Source organism: Brucella pituitosa (assembly GCF_965577835.1).
Taxonomy (GTDB): Bacteria; Pseudomonadota; Alphaproteobacteria; order Rhizobiales; family Rhizobiaceae; genus Brucella; species Brucella pituitosa.
In genome coordinates this window covers 473719-489993 of sequence record NZ_OZ264094.1, presented here as the reverse complement: position 1 = coordinate 489993, position 16275 = coordinate 473719, and the positions used below count along the sequence as shown (strand labels likewise).

Below are 16275 nucleotides of genomic sequence, written 5' to 3'. Positions count from 1 at the left end.
ATATTTTATAAGGTCCACTAATATATTCCCTGGAAGGGTATCCAGTGCGAAAGCACAAATTGGAGGTTTTATCGCAATTTGTTGAATATTGGCGTCCTTATATGTGAACACAATCATGCTGTAAGCTCCGTAAAGGGTACAATCAGATTGATTATCCGTCACTATGATTGCACCTACTCGATCCATGAAAGCTCATCTCAGTTTCTGATGCAGGGATACAGAAAAGCTCTGGCGTAATCATCCGTAGGCGCTCTTCGGGACAAAAATTAAAAATGGAGAATTTCGATGTCGCAAGCTGAAATAGGTCTGATCGGCCTCGGCGTTATGGGGTCTAATCTGGCGCTGAATATTGCCGAGAAAGGCAACCGCATCGCTGTGTTTAATCGTACCGTTGAAGCGACACGCAAGTTTTATGAGGATGCGGGCGAGCTTCAGAGCAAGATCATCCCTTGTGAAACCATTGAAGAATTTATAGCCGCCGTTCGTCCGCCACGCCCAATCATCATCATGATCAAAGCGGGTGAAGCCGTTGATCAGCAGATGGACGCGCTTTCCGGTTATCTTGCAGATGGCGATATCATGATCGATGCAGGGAATGCAAATTTCCGCGACACCATGCGTCGTTTTGAAAGCCTCAAAGATAGCGGCCTGACGTTCATTGGCATGGGTGTTTCCGGTGGTGAAGAAGGCGCGCGGCATGGACCTTCGATCATGGTGGGTGGCACGGAAGATTCGTACAATCGCGTCCAGTCCGTTCTGAAATCGATTGGCGCGAAATTTAACGATGAACCTTGTGTTGCGTGGCTTGGCGAAAATGGTGCGGGCCATTTTGTAAAAACAATCCACAATGGCATTGAATATGCCGACATGCAGATGATCGCTGAAATCTATGGTGTATTGCGCGATGGTCTGGGCATGTCTGCTGCCGAAATTGGAGAGGTTTTCGGGAAATGGAATAAAGGGCGCTTAAACTCGTATCTGATCGAAATTACCCAGAAGGTTCTTGCTACAAGTGATCCCGTCAGCGGAAACCCAGTTGTCGATATGATCCTTGACAAAGCAGGGCAAAAAGGCACCGGGAAGTGGTCTGTGATCGAAGCGCAGAATATGGGCGTTGCGGCAATCAGCATAGAAGCCGCTGTTGCTGCGCGTTGTATCTCTTCGCTGAAAGAAGAGCGCATCGCTGCTGAAAACATTCTCGGACTGCCACCGGTTCCTGCACTGTCAGTCGCAGATAAGGCGACTTTCATTGATGATCTCGAGAACGCCCTTCTGGCGGCTAAGATTGGCGCTTATGCGCAGGGGTTTGCAACGCTTTCCGCAGCTTCGCGGGAATTCAACTGGAACCTGCCAATGCCTACCATCGCCAAGATATGGCGTGAAGGTTGCATTATTCGTTCTCAGTTCCTTGATGAGATTGCGAGTGCATTTGAAGCTGCACCTGACGCTGCCAATCTTATTGTGACAGCGGCTTTCGCAGCCCTCATTAATGAAACAGATGGGGCATTGCGGCGCGTTGTTTCGACGGCAGTACTAGCTGGCTTGCCTGTGCCAGCGCTCGCATCTGCACTTGGTTATTTTGATAGTTATCGTCGCTCACGGGGATCTGCCAATGTCATTCAAGCACAGCGCGATTTCTTCGGAGCACATGGCTTTGATCGTGTTGACGGGAGGGACATCCACCACGGCCCATGGGGAAGTCACATCTGACCAACACTCATTGGCTAGAATCGATGCGCCGAATCTCGCAATCCAATTGAAATGATTGTCCATGGATCGGCGATAGGCTTGCACCATGCCTTACAACGGCGTTGGTGCATGAAGCGAATTAGGGGGCGGATTCCGGTCCTTGACGCTGTATTATGTGGTTTCAACTTTCACGCGGACGGATTTCGGGCGTGGTGTCTGCAGCATGCGATTACGGACACCGCATCCAATCTTAACTTCAGTCTTCTGATTGGCAAAATTGCGCAATCTCAGCGTTGACCCGTTTGTTGATTTATAATTGCCTATGGCGTTTTCTACTCTCGCTCGCTTCCCATACCCGGTAAGATTTTGCCATGCCATCCGACCGAGTTGACCAATTGTACGGCTATGCCAGTCACGTTGATCTGGTGGGCCGTATAGGGCTTCTTGTAAGTTTCGCATTCGTGGTGGAATGATAATGCTCACACCGGGACTATGGCTGCGAAAGGCTTGATAGGTTTTATCGCTGTCATACGCACCATCGGCCATGAAACTAGCGATCGGGTGATCAATCATTCCCAGCAAATCAGGTCCCTGGCTGAGGTCAATTGTATTCTGATCTGTCAGTGTTTCTGCAATGACTTGATTGCTATCTGCATCAATAGCAAAGTGCAGCTTGCGCCATTTGCGGGCAGACTTAGCGCCATGCTTTTCTTCAAGCCATTGTCCTGCGCCGTATATCTTCATCCCAGTGCTATCGACGATCACATGAAGAGGCCCGTCAGTTCCATCTATCCTGGTACACCGGATTAAGCTGGACACCTCGAGATCGGCGCAGCGTCTGCTTAATGTTGTATGATCTGGTACTGGCAGTTCAACATTGAGCAGCGTCAATAACGAGGCCATCAAACCTTCTGTCTGACGCAAAAGCTGGTTAAACACTTTGCCACATATCGGCGTCGTTTCAATCGCCAGATCACAATAGCGACGTTGACCGCCGCGCGTTTTGCGCGATGGCGCAATCCACCCGGCTATCGCTGCTTCACTGATCCAGAAAGTAACACTGCCGCGCTGACACAAGCCGGATTCATACTCCGCCCAGTTCGTGACCTTGAACTTCTGTTTAGGCATCCGATGACGATGAGCGCAATTGTGTTTGAAAGGCATTGGCTTGTTCCAAATTCTAAACAGGCCTCTAACATTACAACCCAATACTGTAGGTTTTCTGAAACTGAAATGTTATTTATGCACCATGTGTAGACGCCCACATTGCAAGAAGAATCTTTGGTTAGCATTGCGCGTTGTCGGGTGCTGACATGTGTCCGGCCTGTGATGCGGCTTTCTTACATGCCGCTGGCCCGTATGGTGTTCGAAGGTCAGGTCCAAATCAACGCCGCGTGCTTGTAAGGCACTTTGGTGCACACTGGTTTTCCTGATCCCGTCTCACGACCGTTGCGCCATACTTTCCAATGACCTCTCTTGCTACGACGTCCCCACGGTTACGTTGGCTTATGCCTTCGCAACCGGAGCTCTGTATATCTCTCCCTTAGCCATAATAGCCCAAACAATGCGTGCCATCTTGTTAGCAAGTGCTACTCTCACAAGCATTGGCGGTTTATGCGCCAGCATTTTGGCAAGCCAGGTTCCAGGCATTGCACCCTTTCGGGTTCGCCATACGACCACACTATTGGCACCCATTATCAAGAGCCGGCGTAGAGATCGCTCCCCCATCTTTGTCGTAGACCCGAGGCGTTGTTTGCCTCCCGTCGAATGCTGTCGCGGAACAAGCCCAAGCCATGCAGCAACATCACGCCCACGTTTCAAAGTCTCGGGTGATGGCGCAAGTGCTACCAAGGCCGTTGCAATCAGGGGCCCAATTCCGGAGATCGTCATCAACCGATGTGCGGTCTCGTTCTCTTTGGTATTGCGCACAATCTGTGCGTCCATTGCGCGGATCTGATCAGTTTGTTGTAACAAAGTGGCACTCAGAAAGTGCATCGATGTGCGTGCCGTTTCAGGAAGTGCTGTTTGCAAATCCTCAATCATCGCGATCAGCTTGGATGCATAATGCGATCCTTGCGGTGCTATCAAGCCAAACTCTGCCAGATGACCGCGTAAAGCATTGATAGTTTGTGTACGCTGCCGGATTAAAAGATCACGGGTACGCAACATGACCGCTGCGGCTTGTGTCTCTTCGCTCTTCACCCCAACAAATCGCATTGTCGGTCGTTGCGCAGCCTCGCAGATGGCCTCAGCATCTGCCATGTCATTCTTCTGCCGCTTTACAAAAGGCTTCACATAAGCGGGTGGGATCATACGAACCTCGTGTCCCAACTGGCCAATCTCGCGAGCCCAGAAATGGGAACTGCCGCAGGCTTCCATAGCAACCAGGCAACGGGGTAAGCTTTCAAAGAACTTCAAAACCTGAACACACCGCAACTGCTTACGAAATACAACGGCTCCCGATGCATCCGCGCCGTGAACTTGAAATACGTTCTTCGCCAAATCCAAACCAATTGTACGAACTTCGATCATGATGCCCATCTCCATAAATGGTTTAACAAACCCACTCTGACACAGATTAGGGTCGTCGGGGGCGTCTACATCATCAACGCCGCGCCGCGCTTTGCATAACGCTGACACAGCATATTAGATGTCGGATGAATGCGTTTGATACCGTGAAAGAGGTCGCGTCATCATCGCTGGCCTCCGATCCAGCAATGATCTTGAATCGCAAAATCAAACCCGAGCGAATCTAATGGCGATCCCGAGTAGCGCTAACAGACTCTAAGGTCGGTATTGTTGAATTCCAAAGGCTGCGGCGGATTTACCCGTGTGCATTGATGACGGCCAAAAAGGCCGGGCCATAGCGTTCGAGTTTTGTATCGCCGACACCGGGCACGTCGGCCATTTGGGCGCGTGAGGCTGGTCTTGCTGTGGCCAGTTCGATCAGTGTGCGATCGTGGAAAATGACGTAAGGCGGAACATTTTGCGCGCGCGCGATCTCTAACCGCTTCTCGCGCAGCGCCTGAAACAGTGCTTCATCACGCTCCGAAAGGGCGGATGTTACCGATTTTCCACGCGTAACAGCACCACGCGATGACTTCGATTTCGGCGGGACACGCAACATGAGCGTCTGCTTTGCGCGCAAAAACTGCCTGCCTGCCTCTGAGATCGACAAACCGCCATGCCCGGCAAAGTCGACATCGATCAGCCGCTGCGCGACCAACTGCCGTACGATCGCTCGCCAGGTGTGATTGTCATGCTCGCGGCCGATTCCGAAAGTCGAAATCTGGTCGTGGCCGAAGCGGCTGATACGCTCATCCTCGACGCCAAGCAGGACATCGACAATATAGGCTTGCCCGAACCGTTCCCCGGTTCTGTGAATGCAGGACAATATTTTCTGCGCGGCTATTGTCCCATCGAAGAGGGTCGGTGGTTCGGCGCAGGTATCGCAATTGCCGCATGGTTCACATCGATCACCGAAATAAGACAGCAGCACCTGTCTGCGACAGTTCGCGGCTTCGGCGAGCCCAAGAAGTGTGTCGAGTTTCTGCCGCTCCATCCGCTTGCGCTGATCGGGCGCGTCGGATTCCTCAATGAAGCGGCTGCGCAGGACGATATCGTCATAACCGTAGAGCATCATCGCGTCGGCTGGTAGTCCGTCGCGCCCCGCACGCCCTGTCTCCTGATAATAGGCTTCGATGCTTCCCGGCAGATCGATATGGGCGACGAAACGGACATCCGGTTTGTCGATGCCCATCCCAAAGGCAATCGTTGCCACCATGATGACCGCTTCGTCATGCTGGAATCGTGCCTGGTTCGCCTCGCGCGCAGACTTTTCCATGCCGCCGTGATAGGCGAGGGCGTCGTAGCCAAGGCTACGCAGCCATTCGGCCGTTTCTTCCGTCTTCCGTTTCGAAAGGCAGTAAACGATGCCGCTTTCGCCCTGGTGGTCCTGTAGAAAGCGTTTCAACTGCGCACGAGGATTGTCCTTCTCCGTGATCGCGTAGCGAATATTGGGACGGTCGAAACCGGCGATGAAGGAATCGCGCTTGTCAATCTGCAGATGCGACAGGATTTCCGCGCGTGTCGGCTCGTCGGCGGTTGCGGTCAACGCCATGCGCGGCGTATCGGGAAACTGCGTCATCAACACATCAAGCTGCCGATAGGACGGCCTGAAATCATGCCCCCATTGCGACAGACAATGGGCTTCGTCGATAGCGATCAGCGAGAGAGGCGCATCGCTCAGGCGTTGCAATGTATCCGGTCTGAGCAGTGTTTCAGGCGCGACATAGAGCAGATCAAGCGCCCCAGCATGGATATCACGCCACAAGGCCTGCCTGTCATCGCCAGCAAGGTCGGAATTGAGCGCCGCTGCCTTCACACCCGCCTGCCGGAGCGCGGAGACCTGATCGGCCATCAGCGCCAGAAGTGGTGAAACCACGATCCCCATACCCGGTCGCGCAAGGGCGGGAATCTGGTAGCATAGCGATTTGCCGCCGCCCGTTGGCATCAGGACGAATGCATTATTGCCCGCTATCGCATGCGATACGATCTCCGCTTGCCGCCCACGGAAGGCATCGTATCCATAAATGGTTTTGAGAATGTGGAGCGGGTCGGTCATCATCATCAGCAGTCAAGGCATCATTTGTTGTTCAGATTCGGCAACCACAGTCTTAGCAGACATCAGCGGAAAGCCAGCCCTTCATCACAAGAAATGATACCGCACATCAGCTCGCCAGAGGATATCTTTCACAAGGCGTTGCTGGTCATCGGGACCGAGCCTTTGCCGTCCCGATGAGAACGCCTTAGTTTAACCGCACCTTGCTGGAGTGATCAAACAAATGCATGCGGTGGGAGGAAATATTTAGCCCCACTTTGTCGCCTGCGGCGTAATGCGTCTCTCCTTCAACGGTCGCCGTCAGCTTTTCGTCGCCCACTTCAAGGACGATATGTGTCTGAGCACCCGTCGGCTCAACGAGCCGAACTTTGGCCGGCAAACCACCTTTCGATCCAATCTGCAGATGTTCGGGTCGCATCCCCAGTATTATTTTCTGACCGGCCTGCAGTGCACCTTCAGGCAATGGAAGTACGGCTTCACCGATACGGGCAACGCTTCCTGAAGCATCTCGCTCAATCGAAGCTTGGAGAAAGTTCATTGAAGGTGAGCCGATAAATCCGGCAACAAAAACATTTGCCGGGCGCGTGTAAAGCTCCATCGGCGTTCCTTGCTGTTCGATCCTTCCCTTGTTCAGAACGACAACCCGGTCGGCCAATGTCATCGCCTCTATCTGGTCGTGTGTCACATAGATCGATGTCGTGCGTACTTTCTGATGCAATTCCTTGATCTCGGCTCGCATCAGGACGCGCAGTTTTGCATCCAAATTGGATAATGGTTCATCGAACAGAAAAACCGACGGTTTGCGAACGACAGCACGTCCCATCGCAACACGCTGGCGCTGCCCACCCGAAAGCTGGTGCGGTTTGCGCTCCAGCAGATCTGTAAGGTCGAGCATTCGGGCTGCGTCGGCCACACGTTCCTTTATTTCGGCTTTAGGACGACCTGCGAGTTGAAGATTAAACGCAATATTGTCGAAAACCGTCATATGTGGGTAGAGGGCGTAGTTCTGAAAAACCATCGCGACATCCCGATCACTCGGGTTGGCGCGATTGACATTCCTGTCGCCGATCAGCAAGTCACCGGCGGTAATCTGCTCTAGTCCCGCGATCATTCTGAGCAAGGTGGACTTGCCGCAGCCGGACGGCCCGACAAGCGCCACAAACTCCTCATCTGCAATCTTCAGATCAACGTTCGGGATGACCTCCACATTGCCATAGCATTTGCGGATTGAATGAAGCTCGACCGAAGCCATTTGCTCAACCTTTCTGCCCTGGTGCTATCCGATTTTGCCGCCCCGCCACCAGAACGGCCAGATCCGGGCGATCGGTGGTCAATTGACCTATCGGCTTAGACATCCAGTATTCCAGTTCGGATTCGGTATTGGGAACCCAGCACCCCAGCCTCGCCGTTCCCACGTCCGCAACGCACTGCTCCAGCACGTTTTCCAGCAGACTTTTCTCAAATGCCAATATCGTGGCCGTGTCGAGGCCCCGCCTGAGCACCTTGTCGAAGCCGCCGAAGAATTCGGCAGAACGACGATCTATCGACATGAGCAATTGCTGCTGGGGAAACCGACGATGAATATCCTCCAGAACTTCCGGAACGAAACAGGTGAGAAAGACGCGATCGATCATGCCGCGTTCTTTAGCCAGTGCGATGATTTTCTCTGGCAGATCGGGATAAGGCACACCCCGCTCATCGATTTTGATCTCCAGCTCCAGCTCCAGTCGGGTCGGCGCGAAAACATCGAGCACCGCCGCAAGCGTTGGAATTGTCTCGCCACGGCTATCGTTCAGAACAATCCGGCCAAGCGCTTCTGCACTTTGAGCTTGAACCGGCCCTCGCCCGTTCGTCGTCCGGTCGAGCAAGGGATCGTGGATCACAACCGGGACGCCATCGAAGCTCAAGTGGACATCCAGTTCCACGGCATCCACATCGAGGGCTAGCAGGTTACGGAAGCCGGCTAGGCTGTTTTCAGCCCACAAATTTCGACCGCCACGATGGCCGATGATCTTAACCATTTGAATTTCTCCGGTTTTATTATTTTCCGCTGTCCACCAGGCCTTTGACGAACCACCGCTGCATAACAAGGATTACAAGTACAGGTGGAAGCATGGTCCAAAGGGAAGCGTTCATAAGAAGATGCCATGTCGGCAGTCCATCGGACTGCGGCATAACCTGTTTCAAGCCGACCACCGCGGTTGCCATGCTGGGATCAGTCGTCATGAGCAACGGCCAGAGATACTGGTTCCAGCCCATGAGGAACAGGATGATCGACAACGCCACGATATTTGACCGCGACAATGGTAGTAGAATTCGAAAGAAGAACTGCATCGGTTTGGCGCCGTCGATGCGGGCTGCCTCACATAGATCGTCCGGAATTGTCAGGAAGAATTGCCGAAACAGGAATGTAGCGGTTGCCGATGCGATGATCGGCAGGATGAGGCCCGGATAAGTGTTGACCATATTCCAGTTCAACTCGACCGCTATGCCGAGCCAGCCGAAAAGAATGTTCAACGGCAGCGCCATGTTGGCGGCAGATTCATAGGTCGGTACGATGCGGACCTCGATTGGCAGCATCATCGATATGAATATCAGCCAGAAGGCGGTCATCCGGAAAGGAAACCGAAAGTAGGTGACGGCAAATGCTGCAAGCAGGGACAGAACCAGTTTGCCGGCAGTAATCCCGAGTGCCACGATAAATGTGTTCACCAGAAGCTGGCCAAAATTGATCGTGTTCAAAACTTCGCGCGAATTGACGAAGAACTGATCGCCGGGGAGCCAGCTCAACGGAACTTTGAGCACATCCTGCTGGCTCAAAGAACTCGTGACCAGAACAAAGTACAGCGGGAGACAAACCAGGACGATCCCGAGTATCAGAATCGCATGGCAAACCGCATCGAGGATTGGAGTGCGCTCATTCATAGCTCAAACCGCATAGTTGACGCGCCGCTCGACCAGTCGAAACTGGGCAAAAGTGAGGGCGAGAGCGAGGATCATGAGAATGACGGACTGGGCGGCAGAAGAACCCATATCCAGATTGACGAAGCCATCCTGGTAAACCTTGTAAACAAGGATCGAGGTCGCACCGGCAGGTCCGCCGCGCGTCGTCGCATCGATGATGGCAAAGGTGTCGAACAGGCCATAAACAAAATTGATGACCACCAGAAAGAACAGCGTCGGCGCGATCATTGGCAGCGAGATGCGCTGGAACCGCCGCAAAGGTCCGGCACCGTCGATGGCGGCTGACTCCAGAATCGAGCGCGGCACAGCCAGGAGAGCTGCTGCGAGAAAGATATAATTGTAGCAGATATGCTTCCACGAAGCGGCGAGCACAATGAGGATCATTGCGTCCGTCGAATTCTTGGTCGGATCCCAGCCGATCCCCATCATATGCATCATCTGGGAGATCGGACCTACACGCGTATTGAAGAGAAATGCCAGCATGATCCCTGCGACAGCGGGAGCAATGGCATAGGGAAGCAATAATATTGTGCGATATGTTCCACGTGCGCGGATAACATGGTTCGTAGCAAAGGCGAACAGGAGCGCAACTGACAGCGTTATGGCATTTTGCCAGAGCGTAAACCACAGCGTCAGCTTGGCCGATGCCCAGTAGGGCGCACTTGCAAACAATGCTGTGAAATTGGCAAAGCCCACCCACTGCACGGACCCGCCAAATGGATCGTTCAACTGAAATGCCTGAATGAGCGCGCGAAACGAGGGAATAAAGAAAAAGAACAGCAAGACCAGCAACTGAGGCAAGAGAAGCAGGATCGGTGTTCTCAACTCCTGGAAATGCGCGCGCTTCAACCCGCTTTCCTTCCGCTCCGCAAGGGAGCGGAAGCGGAGAGAACGTCCACGTAGAGACATCATCGCATCACTTTCCCGCGTTCAGTTTCTCGAAGCGACGGAGCACTTCATTACCGCGGGCGACGGCGGAATCCAGAGCTTCCTGGGCCGTCTTCTGACCCAATGCTGCAGCCATCACTTCTTCCATGATCAGAACATTTGCCTGATTGGAGTTGCCGAAACGGAATCCCATCGAATTGTCCGAATTCGGTTTGCGCATGAGCTGTTCGATAGCAATCGCGCGGGTCGGGTGCTGCTCGAAATAGCCTTCCTTTTTCAACGCATCGTAAGCCGTGGTTGTAACAGGAACATAGCCGGTATTCTTGCTCCACCAGACCTGTGTTTCGGGCTTGGCCAGAAAATCGAAGAAAGCCGCAGCGCCCTTATATTCATCCTCGGAATGACCCTTCATGGTCCACAAGGCACCGCCGCCGATGACGCTGTTATGGGGAGTACGATCCTTCTCATGCGGGAGAAACGTCGCATTCCACGGGAATTTTGCCGAAGCCTCCACAGCGGCATGTGAGGCGGTCGAGGCAATTATGGTCGAACAGGTGCCAGACGTGAACAACTGGACAGGCTGAACACCCTGCCCTGCGATCTCCATGACGCCGCTCGAGATCAGATCATGCATACGCTCGACCTGAGTACCGAGATATTTGTTGAACACAAACTCCGTATCGATCCCGTCGATACCATTTCGTTTCGTGCCATAGGGGAAATCATTCACAGCCGAATAATTCTCGAGAAAGCTCCACTCATAGTCACCGGGCAGAGACATCGCGCATTGCGAGACGCCCTTATCGTGGATCGCGTGGAGTTGCTGGGTAAGTTCCGGCCAGTTGTCTGCTGGCTTGTCGAAACCGGCAGCTTTGAAATGCTCCTGATTATACCAGAGAATTGGCGTCGACGAATTAAAGGGTAGCGCCTGCAGCTTTCCCTTGTCGCTGTAATAGGCAGCAACCGGAGCTATCACGGTGCTCCAGTCGATAGTGTAACCCTCTTTGCTCATCAGATCCGCGACGGGAATGACCGCGCCGGAATTCAGCATCGTGAGGAATGCACGCTCGTTCGTCTGGACGATTGTCGGCGCGCGCTTCGCCCGATAAGCGGCAATCATAGCATTAATGAGTTCTTCGTAACTGCCCTTATTGACCGGAACGACGGTGTACTGATCCTGCGTTTCGTTGAACTGTTTTGCCAGTTCGCCGACACGATCGTTAAGCACACCTCCCATTGCATGCCAGAATTCGATCTGGGTCTTGGCCTCTGCCGACATACTGACCAGCATTGAACAGCCTGCCATCATAGCCGCTATTAAAAGACGCTTCATCGCTTCCTCCCATATCGATCAAGTGCTTGAATTACGAGCATACGCTCTGATGCATGTTTGTCCAGCCCGTTTTTCCACCCGCCCACACTTCCTCCATAGCGAGATAGTCACAACCATAATCGAAGGATATTTAACCGATAAGCACTTAAATTCTCAAGTATCAAGCACTTCGTCAGTTGATCTTTCGATCACATCAGACTTATCATACGCTCTTAGTATAATCATAATCTCAGGATTCCTTCCATGGCAGCTACCCTTCAACCAAGCAATCCCGGGGATTTCGATCTCGTCATTTTTGACTGTGACGGCGTGCTGGTCGACAGTGAGATAATCAGTTGTAGTGCGGTCGCGGAGGTTTTGACCCAATACGGTGTCCCGACAGAACTTGAATATGTGATGCGCAACTTCCTCGGGCGTCCCGCTTCAGCGGTAACGGACGAGTTTGTGCAGCGCGCGGGCAGAGCCCTGCCGGAAGATTTTGTAACGAGCTGGCGAGAGAGCCTATTCAAGCGCTTCGAGCTGGAGCTTGTCGCGGTTAAAGGTATTCAGGACGCGATTGAGGCAATTCCTCTTCCATACTGTGTCGCATCGTCCAGCGACGAAGAGCGCCTCGACGTCTCATTGGGGAAAACCGGTCTGTTATCGCTGTTTGAAGGCAATATCTTCAGCACAACAATGGTGAAGCGCGGCAAGCCCGCACCCGATCTTTTTCTGCTTGCTGCCGACAAATTGGGGGCGAAGCCCTCGCGATGTGTCGTCGTTGAAGACAGCCGTAGTGGTGTGCAGGCAGCCAAGGCGGCTGGAATGACAGCAATCGGCTTTACCGGCGGCAGCCATTATTTGGTGCTGGATAATACGGAGGCATTGCGCGAAGCGGGTGCCGATCATATTCTGACGAACGCTGCCGACCTGCCCGCCTTATTGAAAGATATTTCCTCTGATGGCCGATAACGAAAAGCCTAAACTGGATGACGCCGCACGGGCTGGCTGGCTATATTACATTGCTGGCAAGACACAGGACGAAATTGCGCAGATGCTGGGCGTTTCCCGGCCTACTGCCCAACGTTTTGTTTCCCAGTGCCGATCCGAAGGCCTTATTACATTCCGGATGAACCATCCGATAGCCGACTGCATGGAACTGTCCAGCAGGCTTACAGACAAATTCGAACTGGTTTATTGCGAAGTCGTACCTTCAGAAGGAACATGGCCGGACGTATCAACTGCTGTTCCCGAGGCTGCTGCCGTTTTGATTGAACGCCAGTTGCGGTCACGAAGCGCCATTGTTATGGCCGTGGGAACCGGACGCACGATGCGGGCAACAGTTCAACGTGTTTCGCCGTTGAACGGCTCCATTCACCGACTGGTTTCGCTTGTCGGGCACATCGGGATCGATGGATCGGCAAGTCCATTCGACGCTCTGATCAAGCTTTCAGAAACCGTGAATGCTCAACACTTTCCCCTCCTCCTGCCGCTTTATCTCCCCTCCTCCGAGGAGAGAGACGTTCTGCTCTCAATAGAGCCTGTTCGCCGGGTTCATGAGCTTGCGACGACCGCCGATCTTTGGCTAACCGGTATTAGTGATCTGTTGGCCGGGTCTCCTTTGTCCAAAGAAGGATTTCTCAATAGGGACGAACTGTTCGAGCTCAATCGTCTCGGGGCAGTTGGGGAAATCTGCGGTTGGGCATTCGATGCCGAAGGAAGAATATTGGACGGCGCCACCAATCTGCGGATTACAAGCGTTGCACCGCAGATCGGGGTCACGCGGCCGAGAATTTGTGTTGCTTCGGGACAACGCAAGCTGGCCCCGTTAAAGGCGGCCTTGCACGGGCGCATAATCAATGGGCTGATAACCGATGAGGACACAGCAAAGCGACTTTTGATGTGACCGTGACGCCAATATTCCAGGCTTGCATCTTGGACCGGCATGCGCGGCAAGGCTGTTGTGTCGTTGTCGGTCCCACTCAGGACCGATCATCGTCTGAGTTGTGACGGTTCCCGCAGTTGTCTGGCTGCCCGCTATTGCCCTGCTGCGCCAAGCTGGCGGAGAAAGCTCCGATAATCCGTCCGAACCCATTCCTCCACAAGTCGTCCCTGCCCGTCGAAACGGAATATGTTGATCAGGTCCATTACAATACGTTGTCCGTTGGGTGGTAGTGTTCCCGCCGGAGACATCGTGAAGTCCCGGACAAATACCCCTTCGATCCAGGTCTGACAGGCGATGTTGTTATCCTCGGCGATCATGATCCCGCGCCGAATCGAACGGTCGTCAAATGCTGCACGAAGTGCCTGAAAATATGCCGAAAGTCCTGCATAGTCCGTTTCGAACCCGTCGGGACCGTGGAAGCGGAATTCGTCCATGTTGAAATAGGTATCCGTCTCCAGTTGGTCCGCACCGGAGACCTCCAGTTCACCAGCTCTGATCAGGCAAGCGATCAATTCGTCTCGACGCAATATCATGTCTTATCCTTTGCAATGGCAATCTTCGCCCCTCGTCCGGATAAAAATAGAAGGGAAAGACTGGAGGGATAAGATGGCCAGTGCCGCATGATACGGTGAATAATTTTCACCAAACTGGACAACGTATCCCGCAAGGGCACCAGAATAAATCGGCTTTCTCAACTTGACGTTGCCGACAATCGCGCCCTGATATCCGGAGTCCTCAAGATGTCGACGAAGGCCCGCAGGGCTGACGGCACATGTCGGCGACCGGGATAATAGAGCATCAGAGGAGAAAACGGAGGGCACCAGTCTTCAAGCACCGTCACGAGGTCACCGGCGACCAGCAAATCATATGCGAGGTTCTCCGGCACATAGGCAATACCCAGTCCCGCGGCAGCCGCCCCGATCATCAGATCATTGTCGTCAAGCGTCAGCGTGCCGGGAACATCGATCGTCACTTCCTGGCCATGCTTCTCAAATTCCCAGCGATACCGTTTGCCGCTCGGCAAACGCTGGCGGATGCAGCGGTGATTGCGCAAATCATCTGGAATCAGAGGACGACCGAAATCGCGTACATAGGCAGGAGCAACGACCGCGAGGAAGCGCAGCTCTTCGCTGACGCGGACGCCGATCATGTCTTGTGGCACCGCTTCTCCCAGCCGCACACCGGCATCGAAGCCCTGCTCCACGATATCGACCAGTTTCCCGTCGCTGACCAGATCCAGTTCCACTTCGGGATAACGGGTCAAAAAGGTAGGCACGACATGGCGAAGCAAGATGCGGGCCGCTCCCTTACTAGCATTGATGCGCAAAGAGCCGCTTGGACTGCCACGCTGATCGGCAAGGGTATCGAGCGCCATATCGAGCTCCCGAAGGGTTGGAGACACCCTTTGCAGCAGCTTCGTGCCGGCTTCCGTGGGAGAAACACTGCGGGTGGTGCGGTGCAGCAGCCTGATATCGAGCTGCGCTTCGAGTTTTTTCATGCGATGGCTGAGTGCGGAGCGCGATACACCAAGGAGATCGGCAGCTCGGCGAAAGCTGCGCTCGGTGGCGACCGTTGCAAAGGCTTCCAGATCCGCGAGTGTCGGTTTCATGACTGATGAAATCCTTTCGCCAATACATGTTTATTGAAATGCGGACAGTATCGCCACGGTCCGTTCACCGCCAGTATCCCCGACGCTGGCAAGTCGCGTCGGCATCACAAACACAAAAGGCGATAGCCGGCCTCGATGGAGTCCGGCTATCGCCTCATTTTTCCCGGTGTCAGCCGATCATCATGCCGTCTGGGACGGTTGCTCATAGCGATCGTGGCGGCGGACCCAGTCCATTCCCCCGACCTCGTTGCGACCTTTCGGAGCGAGATCGAGCATATTGTAGGTGCCCATCATTACCTCGACGCCGCGTCCATAGGTCGAGTAAGTGCGGAAAACCTCGCCCTTGTCGTTCTTGTAGAAGGCGCTGACGCCAGGCCATTCTGCGCCGGTTCCCTGCCATTCGCCGAAGTTGTAATCTATTCTTTCGCCAGCGACCTCATCGGGTGTGAAGCTGACCCGGAAGTCGTAGTTGAAGTCGGTGTCGAAGGACGACACCCAATTGAACTGCCAGCCCATGCGCTTGCGGTAACGCTCGATGTCGGCAAGCGGCGCGCGGGAGACGGCGATCATGGTGACGTCATGATGCGCAAGGTGCTGGTTCATACCGTCGGTATGGTCGGCCATGAAGGAGCAGCTGGGGCAGCCTTCCTTCCATCCCGGCGCGAACATGAAATGCTGCACCACGAGTTGCGACCGACCGTCGAAGAGATCGGCCAGCGTGCGTGTACCCTCCGGTGTGTCGAACAGGTATTCCTTGTCGATACGAACCCAAGGCAGTGCGAGCCGCTGCTGGGCAACCTTGTCGCGAAGATGCGTCAATTCCTTCTCCGCTTTCAGGAACTCCCGGCGGGCGGTCAACCATTCATCGTGTGAAACAACAGTGTGTTGCATTGTCAGTCTCCTATGGTTTGAGTATCGGTGCGCCGCAACCGGGAGGCAGATAGCTTCATCCACGGCGACAGGTGAAAGACACTCATCAGCACGTACATCACGGCCATGTCGTCGACGGGAAAGAAGGTCGACGCGCCGGAGCACATCGTCATGCCCTGCGAGCCGACGACAGAAATCCATGCCATCAGCGCGAAGGTCGGGGTTGCGGCAAGCCCAATCCAACTGGCCGCATCGCTCGTCGGTCTCGGCGGCGAACCGATCCTTTCTGTTAAACTGCGCATTGGCATATCCGCTTCTCCCATCGAATTGCCGTTTCCGGCGGTTGCGATACAATGAAGCTAGCTCGAATGGAGGAG

At 53.9% G+C, this 16275-nt stretch carries 15 protein-coding genes; 3 read left to right on the top strand and 12 right to left on the bottom strand.

Translation table 11 applies throughout. From position 1 onward, the window contains the following. Positions 1-285: 285 nt before the first annotated feature. Entirely contained in the window at positions 286-1710 is a 1425-nt protein-coding gene (gndA, locus tag ACSME1_RS21540; protein WP_435655487.1) for an NADP-dependent phosphogluconate dehydrogenase, read from the top strand. A 150-nt stretch (positions 1711-1860) separates the two neighbouring features. On the opposite strand, the gene ACSME1_RS21535 is transcribed toward gndA, so the two are convergent. The 8 genes from ACSME1_RS21535 to ACSME1_RS21500 all read right to left on the bottom strand — a co-directional run bounded on the left by ACSME1_RS21535 (position 1861) and on the right by ACSME1_RS21500 (position 11495). Continuing rightward, positions 1861-2853 (bottom strand): IS5 family transposase, encoded by a 993-nt coding sequence (locus ACSME1_RS21535; RefSeq protein WP_435655486.1) that lies wholly within the window; start codon positions 2851-2853, stop codon positions 1861-1863. 342 nt (positions 2854-3195) lie between these two features. Beyond that, positions 3196-4221, bottom strand: coding sequence for an IS110 family transposase (locus tag ACSME1_RS21530; protein WP_435655485.1), 1026 nt, complete (start codon positions 4219-4221; stop codon positions 3196-3198). 292 nt (positions 4222-4513) lie between these two features. Then, positions 4514-6316: a DNA helicase RecQ gene (gene recQ / locus ACSME1_RS21525; protein WP_207490305.1), complete on the bottom strand. Its 1803-nt coding sequence runs from the start codon at positions 6314-6316 to the stop codon at positions 4514-4516. A 181-nt stretch (positions 6317-6497) separates the two neighbouring features. Continuing rightward, on the bottom strand, positions 6498-7562 hold the full coding sequence (locus tag ACSME1_RS21520) for an ABC transporter ATP-binding protein (RefSeq protein ID WP_134157392.1): 1065 nt from the start codon (positions 7560-7562) through the stop codon (positions 6498-6500). Positions 7563-7566: 4 nt separating this feature from the next. Then, positions 7567-8331 (bottom strand): glycerophosphodiester phosphodiesterase family protein, encoded by a 765-nt coding sequence (locus ACSME1_RS21515; protein WP_207490280.1) that lies wholly within the window; start codon positions 8329-8331, stop codon positions 7567-7569. 19 nt (positions 8332-8350) lie between these two features. After that, complete coding sequence (gene ugpE, locus ACSME1_RS21510) at positions 8351-9235, bottom strand: sn-glycerol-3-phosphate ABC transporter permease UgpE (RefSeq protein WP_111785883.1); 885 nt, start codon at positions 9233-9235, stop codon at positions 8351-8353. Between the two features lie 3 nt (positions 9236-9238). Continuing rightward, the gene (locus tag ACSME1_RS21505) at positions 9239-10186 is read right to left on the bottom strand and encodes an ABC transporter permease subunit (RefSeq protein WP_105544379.1); all 948 of its coding nucleotides are present in this window, start codon (positions 10184-10186) and stop codon (positions 9239-9241) included. Positions 10187-10190: 4 nt separating this feature from the next. Next, entirely contained in the window at positions 10191-11495 is a 1305-nt protein-coding gene (locus tag ACSME1_RS21500; protein WP_435655484.1) for an extracellular solute-binding protein, read from the bottom strand. 243 nt (positions 11496-11738) lie between these two features. On the opposite strand from ACSME1_RS21500, the gene ACSME1_RS21495 reads away from it, so the two are divergent. Further along, on the top strand, positions 11739-12446 hold the full coding sequence (locus tag ACSME1_RS21495; protein ID WP_134157393.1) for an HAD family hydrolase: 708 nt from the start codon (positions 11739-11741) through the stop codon (positions 12444-12446). After that, positions 12436-13380 carry a sugar-binding transcriptional regulator gene (locus ACSME1_RS21490; RefSeq protein ID WP_111785886.1) on the top strand — a complete coding sequence of 315 codons (945 nt, stop codon included), beginning with the start codon at positions 12436-12438 and terminating at the stop codon, positions 13378-13380. Before ACSME1_RS21495 ends, ACSME1_RS21490 begins: the two co-directional genes overlap by 11 nt. Positions 13381-13511: 131 nt before the next feature. On the opposite strand, the gene ACSME1_RS21485 is transcribed toward ACSME1_RS21490, so the two are convergent. The 4 genes from ACSME1_RS21485 to ACSME1_RS21470 form a co-directional block, all read right to left on the bottom strand. Next, positions 13512-13952 carry an ester cyclase gene (locus tag ACSME1_RS21485; protein WP_134157394.1) on the bottom strand — a complete coding sequence of 147 codons (441 nt, stop codon included), beginning with the start codon at positions 13950-13952 and terminating at the stop codon, positions 13512-13514. 158 nt (positions 13953-14110) lie between these two features. Continuing rightward, positions 14111-15028 carry a LysR family transcriptional regulator gene (locus tag ACSME1_RS21480; RefSeq protein ID WP_134157395.1) on the bottom strand — a complete coding sequence of 306 codons (918 nt, stop codon included), beginning with the start codon at positions 15026-15028 and terminating at the stop codon, positions 14111-14113. Positions 15029-15208: 180 nt separating this feature from the next. Continuing rightward, on the bottom strand, positions 15209-15919 hold the full coding sequence (locus ACSME1_RS21475; RefSeq protein ID WP_435655483.1) for a DUF899 domain-containing protein: 711 nt from the start codon (positions 15917-15919) through the stop codon (positions 15209-15211). A gap of 2 nt (positions 15920-15921) precedes the next feature. After that, positions 15922-16221: a hypothetical protein gene (locus ACSME1_RS21470; RefSeq protein WP_134157397.1), complete on the bottom strand. Its 300-nt coding sequence runs from the start codon at positions 16219-16221 to the stop codon at positions 15922-15924. Positions 16222-16275: the final 54 nt, after the last annotated feature.